General features: G+C 62.8%; 13 protein-coding genes. 5 read left to right on the top strand and 8 right to left on the bottom strand.

Features of this window, described 5'->3' with window-relative positions; genetic code table 11:
* Positions 1-17: 17 nt before the first annotated feature.
* Complete coding sequence (locus tag EOA13_RS35205; protein WP_196815328.1) at positions 18-554, bottom strand: L,D-transpeptidase; 537 nt, start codon at positions 552-554, stop codon at positions 18-20.
* A 144-nt stretch (positions 555-698) separates the two neighbouring features.
* On the opposite strand from EOA13_RS35205, the gene EOA13_RS35200 reads away from it, so the two are divergent.
* The 4 genes from EOA13_RS35200 to EOA13_RS35185 all read left to right on the top strand — a co-directional run bounded on the left by EOA13_RS35200 (position 699) and on the right by EOA13_RS35185 (position 4,198).
* On the top strand, positions 699-1,382 hold the full coding sequence (locus EOA13_RS35200; RefSeq protein ID WP_013528898.1) for a response regulator transcription factor: 684 nt from the start codon (positions 699-701) through the stop codon (positions 1,380-1,382).
* A 120-nt stretch (positions 1,383-1,502) separates the two neighbouring features.
* Positions 1,503-1,958 (top strand): cyclic nucleotide-binding domain-containing protein, encoded by a 456-nt coding sequence (locus EOA13_RS35195; RefSeq protein ID WP_023811239.1) that lies wholly within the window; start codon positions 1,503-1,505, stop codon positions 1,956-1,958.
* A 255-nt stretch (positions 1,959-2,213) separates the two neighbouring features.
* The gene (locus EOA13_RS35190) at positions 2,214-3,296 is read left to right on the top strand and encodes a glycosyltransferase family 9 protein (protein ID WP_127297788.1); all 1,083 of its coding nucleotides are present in this window, start codon (positions 2,214-2,216) and stop codon (positions 3,294-3,296) included.
* A 122-nt stretch (positions 3,297-3,418) separates the two neighbouring features.
* Positions 3,419-4,198: a hypothetical protein gene (locus tag EOA13_RS35185; RefSeq protein WP_164780536.1), complete on the top strand. Its 780-nt coding sequence runs from the start codon at positions 3,419-3,421 to the stop codon at positions 4,196-4,198.
* A gap of 28 nt (positions 4,199-4,226) precedes the next feature.
* Here EOA13_RS35185 and EOA13_RS35180 read toward each other — a convergent pair whose 3' ends face one another.
* The 7 genes from EOA13_RS35180 to tesB all read right to left on the bottom strand — a co-directional run bounded on the left by EOA13_RS35180 (position 4,227) and on the right by tesB (position 12,448).
* On the bottom strand, positions 4,227-5,033 hold the full coding sequence (locus EOA13_RS35180) for an exodeoxyribonuclease III (protein ID WP_127297787.1): 807 nt from the start codon (positions 5,031-5,033) through the stop codon (positions 4,227-4,229).
* A gap of 233 nt (positions 5,034-5,266) precedes the next feature.
* Positions 5,267-5,950: an outer membrane lipoprotein carrier protein LolA gene (locus tag EOA13_RS35175; protein WP_023811243.1), complete on the bottom strand. Its 684-nt coding sequence runs from the start codon at positions 5,948-5,950 to the stop codon at positions 5,267-5,269.
* Positions 5,951-6,101: 151 nt separating this feature from the next.
* Positions 6,102-8,771, bottom strand: a complete 2,670-nt coding sequence (locus EOA13_RS35170) for a DNA translocase FtsK (protein WP_127297786.1) — start codon at positions 8,769-8,771, stop codon at positions 6,102-6,104.
* Positions 8,772-9,032: 261 nt separating this feature from the next.
* Positions 9,033-9,308, bottom strand: a complete 276-nt coding sequence (locus EOA13_RS35165; RefSeq protein WP_127297785.1) for a hypothetical protein — start codon at positions 9,306-9,308, stop codon at positions 9,033-9,035.
* A 255-nt stretch (positions 9,309-9,563) separates the two neighbouring features.
* Positions 9,564-10,985 carry an ammonium transporter gene (locus tag EOA13_RS35160; RefSeq protein WP_127297784.1) on the bottom strand — a complete coding sequence of 474 codons (1,422 nt, stop codon included), beginning with the start codon at positions 10,983-10,985 and terminating at the stop codon, positions 9,564-9,566.
* A gap of 31 nt (positions 10,986-11,016) precedes the next feature.
* Positions 11,017-11,355 carry a P-II family nitrogen regulator gene (locus EOA13_RS35155; protein ID WP_013528889.1) on the bottom strand — a complete coding sequence of 113 codons (339 nt, stop codon included), beginning with the start codon at positions 11,353-11,355 and terminating at the stop codon, positions 11,017-11,019.
* A gap of 217 nt (positions 11,356-11,572) precedes the next feature.
* Positions 11,573-12,448, bottom strand: a complete 876-nt coding sequence (gene tesB, locus EOA13_RS35150; RefSeq protein WP_127297783.1) for an acyl-CoA thioesterase II — start codon at positions 12,446-12,448, stop codon at positions 11,573-11,575.
* Positions 12,449-12,546: 98 nt separating this feature from the next.
* On the opposite strand from tesB, the gene EOA13_RS35145 reads away from it, so the two are divergent.
* Positions 12,547-13,824, top strand: coding sequence for a ubiquinone biosynthesis hydroxylase (locus EOA13_RS35145; protein WP_164780537.1), 1,278 nt, complete (start codon positions 12,547-12,549; stop codon positions 13,822-13,824).
* The last annotated feature ends 267 nt before the right edge of the window (positions 13,825-14,091 follow it).

Below are 14,091 nucleotides of genomic sequence, written 5' to 3'. Positions count from 1 at the left end.
ACTCCCCTACTCCCCTACTATCTCACCACCCTCACCACCGTCCGATCCGACAGCAGCGGCAGCAGTCGCGCCATCGTACGAGCCGTGACAGCCACACAGCCTTGCGTCGGCGTGAAGCCGGGGCGCGCCAGATGGAAGAAGATGGCGCTGCCGCGCCCGCGCCGGCGCGGCGACAGGTTCCAGTCGAGCACAAGACAGGCGTCGTAGAGCCGGTCGTCGCGCCGCATGCGTTCGTGGCTGGCGCCATAGGGTATCTTGACGGGCCTGTTGTAGTTGCGGTCGTCAGGCACTTCGCACCAGCCCAGATCGGGCCCGATCGGCGTCATCGCCAGACGGGTCCTGCGGCCGCTGGAGAACTGATCTCCCCGGAAATACCCCGACAGGATCCGCATCGCGGCCAGCGGCGTGGCGCCGTCGCCTTCGCGCTTGCCGGCCGAGATGCCTCCGCGCCCCAACGCACAGGCAAACACCGTTTTCCCGGCCTGCAGCAGGCCCTGGCTTGGATGCCCGGGCCTGGCCCGCACGGTCAGCACACGCAGCCCTTTTCGCAAAATTGCGCCGGCTGCATTGCGATCGTGTTTTTTCTTGTATGATCGTGCCACGGAACAAATCACTGTGAACGGCTGTTGCGCCGGTCAGCTTCCGCATAAACAGGCAGCGGTCAACTGAATTTTCTTTTCAAAACAACGGATTGATCCATGACTTCACGCACCATACTGATCGTCGACGATGATGATGACCTGCGCGGCACACTGGTCGAGCAATTATCCCTTTACGAGGAATTCGACGTGCTTCAGGAATCGACTGCGGCAAAAGGTGTCGCCGCAGCGCGCGGCGGCCTCATCGATCTGCTCATCATGGATGTCGGGCTGCCCGACATGGATGGCCGCGAAGCGGTGAAGATCCTGCGCAAGGGCGGTTACAAGGCGCCCATCATCATGCTGACCGGTCACGACACCGATTCGGATACGATTCTTGGTCTCGAGGCCGGCGCCAACGACTATGTGACGAAGCCGTTCCGCTTCGCCGTGCTGCTGGCGCGCATTCGGGCGCAGCTGCGCCAGCATGAGCAGAGCGAGGACGCCACCTTCTCGGTCGGGCCCTATACTTTCAAGCCCAGCCAGAAACTGCTGCTTGACCCGCGCGGCGGCAAGGTGCGGCTGACGGAGAAGGAAGCCTCGATCATCAAATATCTTTATCGCGCCGACCAGAAGGTGGTGACGCGCGACGTGCTGCTCGAGGAAGTATGGGGCTACAATTCCGGCGTCACCACGCACACGCTGGAAACCCATGTCTACCGGCTGCGCCAGAAGATCGAGCGCGATCCTTCCAATGCGGAAATTCTTGTGACAGAAAGCGGCGGCTACAAGCTGGTTCCTTAAACATTTCATTATCCAACGAGCGGTCGGGCGGGGCCGCTTTCGGGTACGATCCAGTTGGAGGGTGGTTTGGATCGAACTCGCAGAGGAGGAGTCGGACTGTCGGTTCGGGGACATAGCTAGATGGCGCTGGATGACGACATCCGCGTCCTGTCCGCCGTGAGGCTCTTCGAGGGCTTCACGCAGGAACAATTGCGCCTGCTCGCCTTTGGCGCCGAGAACACCAGGCTGATTGCCAACCACAAGCTTTATCGGGAGGACGACGAGGCCGATTCCGCCTATATCGTCGTCAGTGGGCGCATCGTGCTGTACCGGGAGCAAGGTGGTGAACGCATCCCGATTGGCACGGCAGGCCCCGGCACAATCCTGAGCGAACTGGCGTTGATCGCCGACACCAACCGGTTGACCAGCGCCTCGGCCGAGATCGATTCGGAAGTGATGCGGCTCAGCCGCAAGATGTTCCGCCGCATCCTGGAGGAATATCCCGAGATCGCGGTCAAGCTCCACCAGCGCATCTCGGAGGAATTTCAGGCGATGATCCGCCGCATCGAGGAACTGGCGCCGCGCTTCTCCGGCTGAAGGCTGCCCGCCTGCGAAGCTGTTGGCTTCGCGGCCGAAGGCGGAAGCGCGGCAGCGCTTTTCAACGACATTGGCCGCGATGAACTGATCGTGGCGCACTGCGGCCGGAGCGGGAATCGCCAAGGTTCGTTCATCCGGACGCCCGGATCCAGGGGCAAGGGTCCGTTGACAGGCATGAGGTGAAATCCTAAAGCACCTCGAAGGCGGCCGGCACAGCAGGCGCCACCACCACCAGGCTCCTGGGGGGAGCGAGCCATGCCATCAGGGCAGTACGAGACGATTATCTTGTATTCCCGCAATGACGCGTTCGGCGACGGATTAATCCGGATTCCGGCTTTGCGCGCCGCCAGAACGGCATTCCCCGATAGTTTCATCGTCTACGGAACCACCCGGTCGTCGTCCCTTGAACATAGCCTCAATCGCCATGCCGGCCATTTGGTCGATGCGATCAATGTGCGGACGCCCCTGGCGCGCCTGATCGCCGGTCACCGCAACGGCAAGGGGCGATTGGCCGTGGTCGATTTCCGCATCTCGGCGCGTTGGCTGCTTCAAGCCTCGGCATCACTGCTCGGCCGGGGCATCGCCTACGAGGCAAACTTTCCGGCTTTCGCCCTTTCCTGGCGCCTGGGCCAAAGGCCTGAAGCACGACCCGGGCACAATGCCTGGCGCTACCACCGCCTCATCGAACGCCTTGCCGGCAAGCGGCTGCCTTTCGATCATCGGCTGGAGCCTGGCCCGGCCGCGCGAGCGGCGGCCAGGGGCCTTGCGGACGGCAAGCATGCTCCGTTGATCATTATCGCGGCGCACGGCAGCGCCAGCAAGCGCATGTCGGCGGATCAGGTTGCCGCGATCGCCAACAGCCTGATCGCCGACGGGGCGGACCTTCTCTATGTGAAAACTCCCGGCGATGGTCCCGATATGGCTGAACTGGCTCAGCGCGTACCGAAGCTGCGGCTTGTCGATTCCGCCGCGATCGAGGGTGTCGATATCGGTGACATCTTGCTGGCGCTCGGCGAGTTTGCCGATCTTTACATCGGCGCCGAAGGCGGTACCGCACATCTCATGGCAACCGTGATGACGCCGATGGTTATCCTCAGTGGCGGCGCCAACATGGCCCGTTGGAGGCCGCTTTCGAACTGCGTGGACGTGATCGAATCCCGTCTTGCAAGCCCGACCGGCCTGGTCGCCAATGTGCCTGCGTCGACAATCATCGAAGCGGCGCAACGGATGCTGGCGACGCGCCGCCGCGACCATCCCCATCTGCCGGATCTCGCAGGCCTGTCGGTCCAGCAATTTCGCGATAACGGCATGCATGAAGACTTGAAGCTTACCGTTTGAACTTGAATTCATTTGGCGCGCTTCGAAGCGCGTTGAGATTCAGGTCGGCCATTTGCAGGCCAGCCTCACCTGAACATCGACGCCATGGTACAATGGGTTCGGTGGGGCGAAGCGTTGCAACCATGGTGACCACCGGCACAATGCAGGCGGAGTTCTCGGCGGCAGATCTGGCGGCTGTCGTAATTTGGTTCCAGTGGAGTTCCTTTCAGTCCTCAAAGAGAATAGCAATGCCAGAGAACAACGCGCTGAACACAAAGCATAGCGGCGAATGGATAATAGCCTGGCGCTTGGTCGTACTGGCGGCGACGGCGATTAACGTTGCGATGCTCTTAGCCGCGCTGTTCATCGCGCAAATTCGTGGCCTGGACGCTTGGATCTTTTATCGAGATCCATCTGCAGCCGCCGAAGTCGGCTTCTATACGGGGTGGATTTCGTCCCTGGGTGCTTCGCTATGGATCGGCACCGGCGCTGCGACCCTGTTTGCTGGCCTGCTCACGCATCGATGGGATTGCACGTTTCTCGGCGGCCTTACCCTGTTCTTGGGCCTCGATGACCTGTTGTTGATCCATGAGGACGTGCTGCCCATTGTAGGGATACCGGAGATCGTTCCGATGATTGTCTACGCCGCCGCCGGGTTGTTCTGGTTCTTTCGGCTGCGACGAAAGACATTCGACGGCACGATCGTCTTTGTGGCCGCAGGCTTCCTGCTCGCGATGTCAGCATCGATTGACCAGCTCGGAGAGCTGTTTCCTACCCCTGGTTCTGCGGCCGCCATCGCCGAAGACGTCGTCAAAGAGCTTGGCATCTTCCTTTGGGCGGCAGGTGCCGTTGGGTACGCGGCGATGGTGACACGATTGGGCCGTCCGTGGGTGGATCCAGCCGAGACCAACTCTACCGACTGACTGCCCGCCGCATCTTTGACCAGACTAGCTAGTCCAGATCGAACCGCGCGATGACAGGCACATGGTCCGACGGGCGCTCCCAGCCGCGCGCCAGACGCAGGATCTCGTAACCGGAAAAGCTGGGGACGAGGTTCGGCGATGACCAGACGTGGTCGAGGCGGCGGCCGCGATTGGACAACTCCCAATCCTGCGCCCGATAGCTCCACCAGGTGTAGAGCTTCTGCTCATCCGGCACGTTGAGCCGCATCAGGTCGACCCAGTTGCCGGCGCGGCGCATCGCCTCGAAATTTTCCGTCTCGATCGGCGTGTGGCTGACCACGTTGAGCAATTGCTTATGTGACCAGACGTCATGTTCGAGCGGGGCGATGTTGAGGTCGCCGACCAGCACCGAGCCGGACACCTCGTCATGTTCTGCCCGGATGGCATTCATCTCGGCGACGAAGTCGAGCTTGTGCTTGAACTTCCTGTTGATGACGGGATCCGGTTCGTCCCCGCCCGCCGGAACGTAGAAATTGTGGAGCAGGATCGCCTTGCCGCCGGCCCGCACCGTGACCGAGAGGTGCCGGCTGTCCTCTATCTCGCAAAAGCGTCGCTTTTCGACCACTTCGATCGGCCGCCGCGCCACCGTCGCGACGCCGTGGTAGCCCTTCTGGCCATGGAAAGCGATGTGCTCGTAGCCGAGCTTGCGGAAAGCCTTTTCGGGAAACAGTTCGTCGGGAACCTTGGTTTCCTGCAGGCACAGCACGTCGGGCGCATGCTCGACGAGCAGGCGCTCGACGATCGGCATGCGCAGGCGAACGGAGTTGATGTTCCAGGTGGCGACGGAAAAGGGCATTGGCAATCCAGGACAGCGTGCAGCCGGCCAGAACCGGTGGGTCCGGCAGGGAAGACGCCTTTCGACGGAGTCAGTCCGGGAAACTGCCAGCCGCAAGCCGCAAAGACAAGCCGGGCCACGCCCGCTGAGGCGTGACCCGGTGCTTTCCACAGCTATTGAGCGTTTGAAGCCAGAGCAATTCCAGGAACAAGGAGTTAGAGCGGGTCGTCGTTTCCGTGAAACGGTGAACTGCTCTAGCGCGCCTTGTTGGTGTTGAGCTCGCGGTTCGCCGTGTAGTCGATGGCGAAAGTATCCGGCGCGAAGCTGACGCCTTCCTTGGTGTTGAAGATCATCACCGTCGTATCCTTGCCCTGCGCGTCGGTGATCGTCCACTGCCGCAAATCGAAGGTTTTCGGATCGAACATCATGGTGATCTTCGAATTGCCGAACACCGATTTGTCGGCGAGCTGGATGGTGGTGAGGTCATCCTCCTGCTTGACGCTTTTGACGCGGTCGCCGGAGAGGTCGATCCTGGTGTCGAGCAGCAGCTTCAGAGGCGTCTTCGACAACGGATAGAGATCGGACGTGTTGAGCCTCTTGTTCAGGATGACCACCGACTGGCCGTCTGAAATCACCCGGAAGTTTGAAGAGCCGTCATAGTTGAAGCGGATCTTGCCTGGTCGTTCGAGGAAGAACTTGCCGCCGGTCTGCTCGCCCTTGGGGCCGAACTGCACGAATTCGCCGCTCATCGATTTGACCGAGGAAAAGTGGTCGGCGATCTTCTGTGCCGCGGCCGGCACGGCCGCCTGCGCCGAGGCCAGCACCTGGAAGCCGGGCACCGCGTTGAAGGCTGCCGCCCCCGCAAACGCCAGGCCGAGGCCCAGCAACTGACGCCGGGAGGGAGCAAATGTGCTGAGCGCTGAAAGATCATTTTTCATGTCGGTCACTCTCATCCAATTCCTGAGTTGTTCTGTGCTTGGACCCCCAGTTAGGCTGAAATTTGGCGGGTCAGGCGTCCCTTGGTCGCTTCAACGCCTTGAAAGGTTCAAGGTTGCCGGACCGGGATGTCACAAGGGTCAGGCTTTCTGGTCAGAACTTGTCCTCTTCGGTCGGCACCAGGATCTCGCGCTTGCCGGCATGGTTGGCCGGGCCGACGATACCTTCCTTCTCCATCTTCTCGATGATCGAGGCGGCGCGGTTGTAGCCGATGCCCAGCCGGCGCTGGATATAGCTGGTCGAGGCCTTGCCATCGCGCAGCACCACGGAGACCGCCTGATCGTAGGGATCGTCGGAATCCTCGAAATTGCTGTTGCCGCCACCGGACCCACCCTTGCCCGACGGCTCGTCGTCATCCTCGCCATCATCCTCGGTGATGGCGTCGAGATATTCCGGCACGCCCTGCAGCTTCAGATGCGCGACGATCTTCTCGACTTCTTCGTCGGCGACGAACGGGCCGTGCACGCGCTGGATACGACCGCCGCCGGCCATGTAGAGCATGTCGCCCATGCCGAGCAGCTGCTCGGCGCCCTGCTCGCCCAGAATGGTGCGGCTGTCGATCTTGGACGTCACCTGGAAGGAGATGCGGGTCGGGAAATTGGCCTTGATGGTGCCTGTGATGACGTCGACCGACGGCCGCTGCGTCGCCATGATGACATGGATGCCGGCGGCGCGCGCCATCTGCGCCAGGCGCTGCACGGCGCCTTCGATGTCCTTGCCGGCGACCATCATCAGGTCGGCCATCTCGTCGATGATGACGACGATATAGGGCATCGGCTCGAGATCGAGGTTCTCGGTCTCGTAGATCGCCTCGCCGGTCTGGCGGTCGAAGCCGGTCTGCACGGTGCGTGAGATCTTCTCGCCCTTCTTGTCCGCCTGGCTGACGCGGGCGTTGAAGCCGTCGATGTTGCGCACGCCGACCTTGGACATCTTGCGGTAGCGGTCCTCCATCTCGCGCACGGTCCATTTCAGCGCCACCACGGCCTTTTTCGGATCGGTGACGACGGGCGTGAGCAGATGCGGGATGCCGTCATAGACCGAGAGTTCCAGCATTTTCGGATCGATCATGATCAGCCGGCAGTCCTGCGGCGTCAGCCGGTAGAGCAGCGACAGGATCATGGTGTTGATGGCGACCGACTTGCCCGAGCCGGTGGTGCCGGCGACAAGCACGTGCGGCATCTTGGCGATGTCGACGATGACCGCCTCGCCATTGATGGTCTTGCCCAGCGCCAGCGCCAGCTTGGCCTTCGTCGTCTCGAAATCGCGGCTGGCCAGAATCTCTCTGAGATAGACGGTTTCGCGCTTGGCGTTCGGCAGTTCGATGCCGATGGCGTTGCGGCCTGGCACCACGGCGACGCGGCAGGCGATGGCGCTCATCGAGCGGGCGATGTCGTCGGACAGGCCGATGACGCGTGACGATTTGATGCCGGGCGCCGGTTCGAGTTCATAGAGGGTGACGACGGGGCCGGGACGGACGGCGATGATCTCGCCCTTGACGCCGAAATCCTCCAGCACGCCTTCGAGCAGGCGGGCGTTCTGTTCCAGCGCGTCCTTGGACAGGCTGGCGTCGCGCACCACGTTCTTCGGTTCGGAGAGGAAGTGGAGCGACGGCATTTCGAATTTTTCCGAGCCGATCAGCGATGTCTGCGCCTCGCGCTGCACACGGGCGCCGGGGACGGGGCGCGCCGCCGGCGCCTCGACGCGGGTGGCTGCGTCGGAGCGGAACGGCTGCACCTTGGCGGTCGGCGCGCCGCGGCGTTGCACGACAGGTTCATCGTCGAAATCGGCACCCTCGCCCGCATTGTCGAAGCGGTCGTCGAAAATATCGGCATCGTCGGGGTCGAGCGAGGCGCTGCGGTCATTGACCATGGCGGCGAAGAATTCCGGCTCGACGCGGGCGCGGCCATCCTGGCTCATCCGCTGCTCGGCAAACTCGGCCGATTCGACCCGTTCGGCGGCGCGGCGCCAGGCGGCGGAGCGCTGCTCCATCTCCGGCTCGTACTCGTCCCGCTCCTGCCTGCGGCGCACGGCGCGGCGGTGCATCCACGCGCGCAGCGACAGCCACCAATGTGTGATGGCGCCGAGCGCCAGGATGCCCTCGTCGCCTTCGTCCTCGTCATTGTCGAACAAAAGGTCGTCCTCGCGCGGATCGGCGGCGGGCTCGTCCTCCATGACGGCGAAGCCGTTCTTGCGACCGATCAGCGCCGAGCCATGGGCGAAGAGCCACAGTGCGGGCGCCGACAGCAGGATGGCGATGATGCTGGCGATCAGCCCGGTCGGATAGCCGCCGATGACGACGCCGGGGATCTTCAGCACCATGTCGCCGAACACGCCGCCGAGGCCGGTGGGCAGCGGCCAGGTCTTGGGCGGCACCACGCAGCCGACCATCGCAGCGGCCAGCAGCGCGAAGCCGAACCAGGACAGCCCGCGTTTGGGCAGCCTGTCGACACCGCGCGCGGAAAACAGCAGGAAGCCCCAGATGACCGCCGGAACCAGGGCGGCGACGGCGGCGAGGCCGAAGAACTGCATGGCCAGGTCGGAGAACACGGCACCCGCATAGCCCATGGCGTTGGTGACGGTGTTGTTCGTCGCGTGGGAAAAACTCGGATCGGCGACATTCCAGGTGGCAAGGCTGGCAACGCCAAAGGCGGCCAGCGCGAACAGGCCGACGCCAACCAGCCGCCCGACCTGACGCCGCGCGAACGCCTGGATGCCGTGCCCTGTATCGGCCAGCGCGAGCGGTGCTGAAGCCCCTGAACGCATGCTCTTCCCCGTCTGTCGTGGACTCGCCGGGTGCGTGGCGCACTCCGGCAGATTCGGGTCTCAGACTATCGGTGGGAAGGTTAAGGGCGCATTAACTATAAGAGGTTGAGATGATCAAACCTCGTTACCGCCGGTTGAGCCGTATGAGGCAATGATGGACGACGGGCCGATGGAGCTTCCATCGAACGACACAATGGCGGGCTGGCAGCCCGCCATTGGTCGTCTGGAACAAAGATCGGGTCTCGGCCCGATCGCGGCAAATCAGTTGGCGCCGCCGAGCGCCTGCACATTGGCGCAGAATTCCGCATGCGGCTTGCTCATCGCCGCATCCTGGCATTCCTTCTTCATCGCTTCCTGCTTTTCCATCGGCATGGTCATGAAGGCTGTCTTGAAATCCGCCATCGGCTTCATGGTTTTCATGCCGGAGTCCGTGAAGAACGGCGCCATGTTGTCGGGCTCATCCAGAGCACCGGCAAAAGCCACGCCGCCGATCATGGAAAGAGCAAGCGCTCCGAGGCAGATGTTCTTGAGGTTCATGAGATGGTTTCCTTCCCTGTTGTTGGCACGAGCGTCAGAACGACGATCGCCTCCACTGTTCGGAACCAGAGCGGTCGTTGTTTCCTCAAAAAACCTGATCACACGAACGTGATTGCGTGAAGCCGGGCATTGCCGGAACGGCTTGCCAAAAAAAGAGGCCCGGAGGTGATCCGGGCCTCAATGCGTGAACTCCTTTCGGGAGCGTCACGACGGGATGGGAGAATACGAGGCGGCCGAGGCCGCCTCGCACAGGGCTTACGAGTGATAGGCCGCTTCGCCATGCGAGGTGAGGTCGAGGCCTTCGCGCTCTGCGTCGGCTGTCGGACGCAGGCCGATGATCAAGTCGACGATCTTGTAGAGGATGGCGCTGCCGATACCCGACCATAGCAGGGTCACCAGGACACCCTTGGCCTGCGCCAGGAGCTGGGTGGCCGTGCCGGCATAGCCGGCAGCAAAGTCGGCCGTCGAATAGTCGACAATGCCGGCGCCACCGAGGGCAGGATTGACCAGGATGCCTGTGCCGAGCGCGCCGATGATGCCGCCGATGCAGTGGACGCCGAAGACATCAAGGCTGTCGTCGTAGTCGAACGCGTTCTTCACCACCGAGACGAAGAAGTAGCAGACGAAGGTGGCGACGATGCCGAGCACGATGGCGCCCATCGGGCCGGCAAAGCCGGCAGCGGGCGTGACGGCGACGAGGCCGGTCACCGCACCCGAAACAGCACCAAGCATGGAGGCTTTGCCGCGCAGCAGCGATTCAAGCACGATCCAGGTCACCGCCGCCGCCGCCGTGGCGACGAAGGTATTGATCATGGCCAGCACCGCATAGGCGTTCGCTTCAAGGTTCGAACCGGCGTTGAAGCCAAACCAGCCGACCCACAGCAGCGAAGCACCGACCATGGTCAGCGTCATCGAGTGCGGCGCCATGAGATCCTTCTTGTAGCCGCTGCGCTTGCCGATCATGAGCGCGCCGACGAGGCCGGCAATGCCCGCATTGATGTGAACGACCGTGCCGCCGGCGAAGTCGATGGCGCCGAAGCTGAAGATGAGGCCGGTCGGATCGCTATAAGCGCTCGGGCCGCCCCAGAACCAGACCATATGAGCGATCGGAAAGTAGATGAAAGTGACCCACAGGATCACGAAAAGGATCAAAGCGGAGAATTTGACGCGTTCGGCGAAGGCGCCGACGATCAGGGCCGGCGTGATGCAGGCGAAGGTCATCTGGAAGACGACGAACACCAGTTCAGGAATGGCGACACCCTTGGTAAAGGTTTCCGACAGTGTCGTCACATCGACGCCGGAGAGAAACATCTTGGAAAGGCCGCCGACGAAGGGGTTGCCCGGGGTGAAGGCGAGGCTGTAGCCGTAGAAAACCCAGATGATCATGACCACGCTGGTGATGGTGAAGACCTGCATCAGCACCGACAGCATGTTCTTGCTGCGAACCAGGCCGCCGTAGAAAAGCGCAAGGCCGGGAACCGTCATCAACAGCACCAGAACGGTGGAAATCATCATCCACGTGGTGTCGCCCTTGTCGACGGTGAAAGCTGGCGCTGCTGCAGCCGCGGCGGGAGCCGCTTCCTGCGCGAATGCGGCGACCGTGCCCAATGCTCCGAGTGCGAACGAGCCCAGCAGCGCGGAGCGCGCCACTGACTTCAAGGTGGAAGGAATATTCATTGAACTCTCCATTGGAATACGTGATCGCCGCTCAGAGCGCGTCGGTGTCTGTTTCGCCGGTGCGGATGCGCACCGCCTGATCGATGCCGAAAACGAAGATCTTGCCGTCGCCGATCTGGCCGGTCTTGGCGGCGGCGGTGATGGCTTCGACGGCCTTGTCGACCATGTCGGCACTGACCGCGACTTCGATCTTGATCTTCGGCAGGAAGCTGACCGCGTATTCCGCCCCGCGATAGATCTCCGTATGCCCTTTTTGACGCCCGTAGCCTTTGACTTCGGTGACGGTCAGGCCCTGGATGCCGACGGCGGTAAGCGCTTCGCGTACCTCGTCGAGCTTGAACGGCTTGATGATTGCCATCACGATTTTCATAAGGTTTCACCCTTTGCTGTTGCGGTCCCCCGCGTTTGCACACCTTCACCGATCCCAAAGAGCCGGAGAGTGCCCACAAGGATTCAAGCTCCGTGCCAAGTGCCGAAGCAGGGCGTTAACCCATTGTAAGCAAACAGTTTAGGGAGCGAACCGACGCAACCTGCCCACAGCTGCGGCGGTGCATCTGCCTAAAAGTTGGGCAATTTTTGGAAAATGCCTACTCTGCAGGCGGTCGCTTAAGCCGGATCAGCCCTTCCTGCGCAACCGAGGCGATCAGCATGCCGTCGCGGGCAAATAGCGACCCGCGTGTAAAGCCGCGCGACCCCTGTGTCGACGGGCTGTCCTGCGTATAGAGCATCCAGTCGTCGAGCGCATGGCTGCGATGAAACCACATGGCGTGGTCGAGGCTCGCCGCCTGGATATCGCGATCGAAAATGGCGCGGCCATGCGCGAAGGTCGATGTGTCGAGCAGCGTCATGTCGGAGAGATAGGCGAGCACCGCCGCCTGGATGGCGCGGTCCGCCGGCACCGGACCGGTGGTGCGGATCCAGATATTCTGCTTCGGCTCCAGCTTTTCGCGGCTGGTGTAATGCTTCAGCATCACCGGTTTCATCTCGATCGGCCGGTCGCGCTCCCAGTAGCGTTTGATGCCATCGGGCACCGCCTCGCCGAATTTGCCCAGCAATTCGCGTTGCGACAGCAATGTGTCCGGCCCCGGAACGTCCTGCGGCATCGGCACCTGGTGCTCGAGACCGACCTCGTCCTGCTGGAACGAGGCTTCGAGCGAAAAGATCGCCTGGCCGTGCTGGACCGCCACCACGCGCCGCGTGGTGAAGGAGCCGCCGTCGCGAATACGGTCGACCTCGTAGACGATCGGCACCTTGGTGTCGCCGGGCCGCATGAAATAGCCGTGCAGCGAATGCACGTACCGATCGGCATCCACTGTCCGCTGCGCCGCCACCAGCGCCTGGGCGATGGTCTGGCCGCCGAACACGCGCTGCCAGTCGAGCAGCGGGCTGCGACCACGATACAGATTGTGTTCCAGCTTCTCGAGGTCGAGAATGCCGAGAAGCTCGTCCATGGCTGCCGTCATATTTCGCGCCCTCGCCGCAGAAGTGTTATGGCGGTTTCCGACAGGACGGACAGGCAGTCAAGGGTGCAGGACCCGGCCGGCGCGCAGGAGCGAAGATGATGGAACGCAAGGCGGACACGAAAACCGGGGCAAACGCGAAAACAAGATCCGGGCTCGATGTCCTGGTCGCCGGCGCCGGCTATGTCGGCCTGGCCGCCGCCGTATCGCTGAAGCAGGCGCGACCGGGTCTCGCCATCGCTCTCGTCGATGCCGCACCTGCTGGCGCCTGGCAAAGGGATGGCCGCGCCTCGGCCATTGCCGCCGCCGCCTGCCGCATGCTCGACCAGCTCGGCGTGTGGGCCGAGATCGTGCCCCAGGCGCAGGCGATCACCGAGATGATCATCACCGATTCGCGCACCGCCGATCCGGTGCGTCCGGTCTTCCTGACCTTCGACGGCGAAGTGGCGCCGGGCGAGCCTTTTGCGCATATGGTCGCCAACAGGGTGCTGAACGGCGCCTTGCGGGCCAGTGCCGAAAAACTCGGCATCGACATCATCGAAGGCGTGGCCGTGCAGGGGTTCGAGACCAACGGCGCCGGTATCACCGTGCATCTCGCCGACGGCGCGACGCTGAAGGCCCGGCTGCTGGTCGCCGCTGACGGCGTCAACTCGAAGCTGCGCGACATGGCCGGCATCAAGACGGTGAAGTGGGAATATGGCCAGTCCGGCATCGTCTGCACGGTGGCGCATGAACGCCCGCACAATGGTCGCGCCGAAGAGCATTTCCTGCCGGCCGGCCCCTTCGCCACATTGCCGCTCAAGCCCGGCGAGGACGGCACCAACCGCTCGTCGATCGTCTGGGTCGAGCGTACGCCCGACGCCGAGAAGCTGGTGGCCGGTGACGATCTCCTCTTCGAACACGAACTCGAACAGCGCTTTGGCCTGAAGCTTGGCGAAATCCGCGTCGCCGACAAGCCGCGCGCCTGGCCGCTCGGCTTGACCATTGCGCGTGCCTTCGTCGCACCCCGCATCGCGCTCGCCGGCGATGCCGCCCACGGCATCCACCCGATCGCCGGCCAGGGCCTCAATCTCGGCTTCAAGGATGTCGCAGCCCTTGCCGAGGTGATCGTCGAGGCCGACCGGCTCGGCCAGGATATCGGCGCGCTCGACGTGCTCGAGCGCTACCAGCAGTGGCGCCGCTTCGACACGGTGCAGATGGGTGTCACCACCGACGCGCTGAACCGGCTGTTTTCCAACGATATCGGCCCGCTGCGCACCGTCCGCGACATCGGCCTCGGCCTCGTCGAACGCATGCCGCGCCTGAAGGAATTCTTCATCCGCCAGGCGTCGGGACTGTCCGCCGGCACGCCAAGACTGTTGAAGGGCGAGGCGATTTGACCCGCCGCCAGCATCCCCAACGTCGTCATCCTTGGGCGTAGCGACGCGAAGCGGAGCGAAGACCCAAGGATCCATGCCGCGACCTTGGCTGAAGAATGCAGCGGAGCAGAATTCTGCACCGTGGTGACGCGTTTGAGTCGCGGCATGGCAACTGTGTTCATGCGAAAGCTTTTTTATCACGGATGATGGCGTTTAGGACGACGAGGAGCTTCCTTGCGACGGCGATGATAGCCTTCTTCTTTGACGCTGAGCGAGCTGCGATGGCGC

Source organism: Mesorhizobium sp. M7A.F.Ca.US.011.01.1.1, assembly GCF_003998295.1.
Taxonomy (GTDB): domain Bacteria; phylum Pseudomonadota; class Alphaproteobacteria; order Rhizobiales; family Rhizobiaceae; genus Mesorhizobium.
The sequence above is the reverse complement of the archived record's forward strand: the minus strand, read 5'-3'. Positions and strand labels throughout refer to the sequence as shown.

Coding starts and splice junctions, on each gene's coding strand:
- EOA13_RS35200 (WP_013528898.1), top strand. CDS start 699: ATGACTTCACGCACCATACTGATCGTCGACGATGATGATGACCTGCGC.
- EOA13_RS35195 (WP_023811239.1), top strand. CDS start 1,503: ATGGCGCTGGATGACGACATCCGCGTCCTGTCCGCCGTGAGGCTCTTC.
- EOA13_RS35190 (WP_127297788.1), top strand. CDS start 2,214: ATGCCATCAGGGCAGTACGAGACGATTATCTTGTATTCCCGCAATGAC.
- EOA13_RS35185 (WP_164780536.1), top strand. CDS start 3,419: ATGGTGACCACCGGCACAATGCAGGCGGAGTTCTCGGCGGCAGATCTG.
- EOA13_RS35180 (WP_127297787.1), bottom strand. CDS start 5,033: ATGCCCTTTTCCGTCGCCACCTGGAACATCAACTCCGTTCGCCTGCGC.
- EOA13_RS35175 (WP_023811243.1), bottom strand. CDS start 5,950: ATGAAAAATGATCTTTCAGCGCTCAGCACATTTGCTCCCTCCCGGCGT.
- EOA13_RS35170 (WP_127297786.1), bottom strand. CDS start 8,771: ATGCGTTCAGGGGCTTCAGCACCGCTCGCGCTGGCCGATACAGGGCAC.
- EOA13_RS35165 (WP_127297785.1), bottom strand. CDS start 9,308: ATGAACCTCAAGAACATCTGCCTCGGAGCGCTTGCTCTTTCCATGATC.
- EOA13_RS35160 (WP_127297784.1), bottom strand. CDS start 10,985: ATGAATATTCCTTCCACCTTGAAGTCAGTGGCGCGCTCCGCGCTGCTG.
- EOA13_RS35155 (WP_013528889.1), bottom strand. CDS start 11,355: ATGAAAATCGTGATGGCAATCATCAAGCCGTTCAAGCTCGACGAGGTA.
- tesB (WP_127297783.1), bottom strand. CDS start 12,448: ATGACGGCAGCCATGGACGAGCTTCTCGGCATTCTCGACCTCGAGAAG.
- EOA13_RS35145 (WP_164780537.1), top strand. CDS start 12,547: ATGGAACGCAAGGCGGACACGAAAACCGGGGCAAACGCGAAAACAAGA.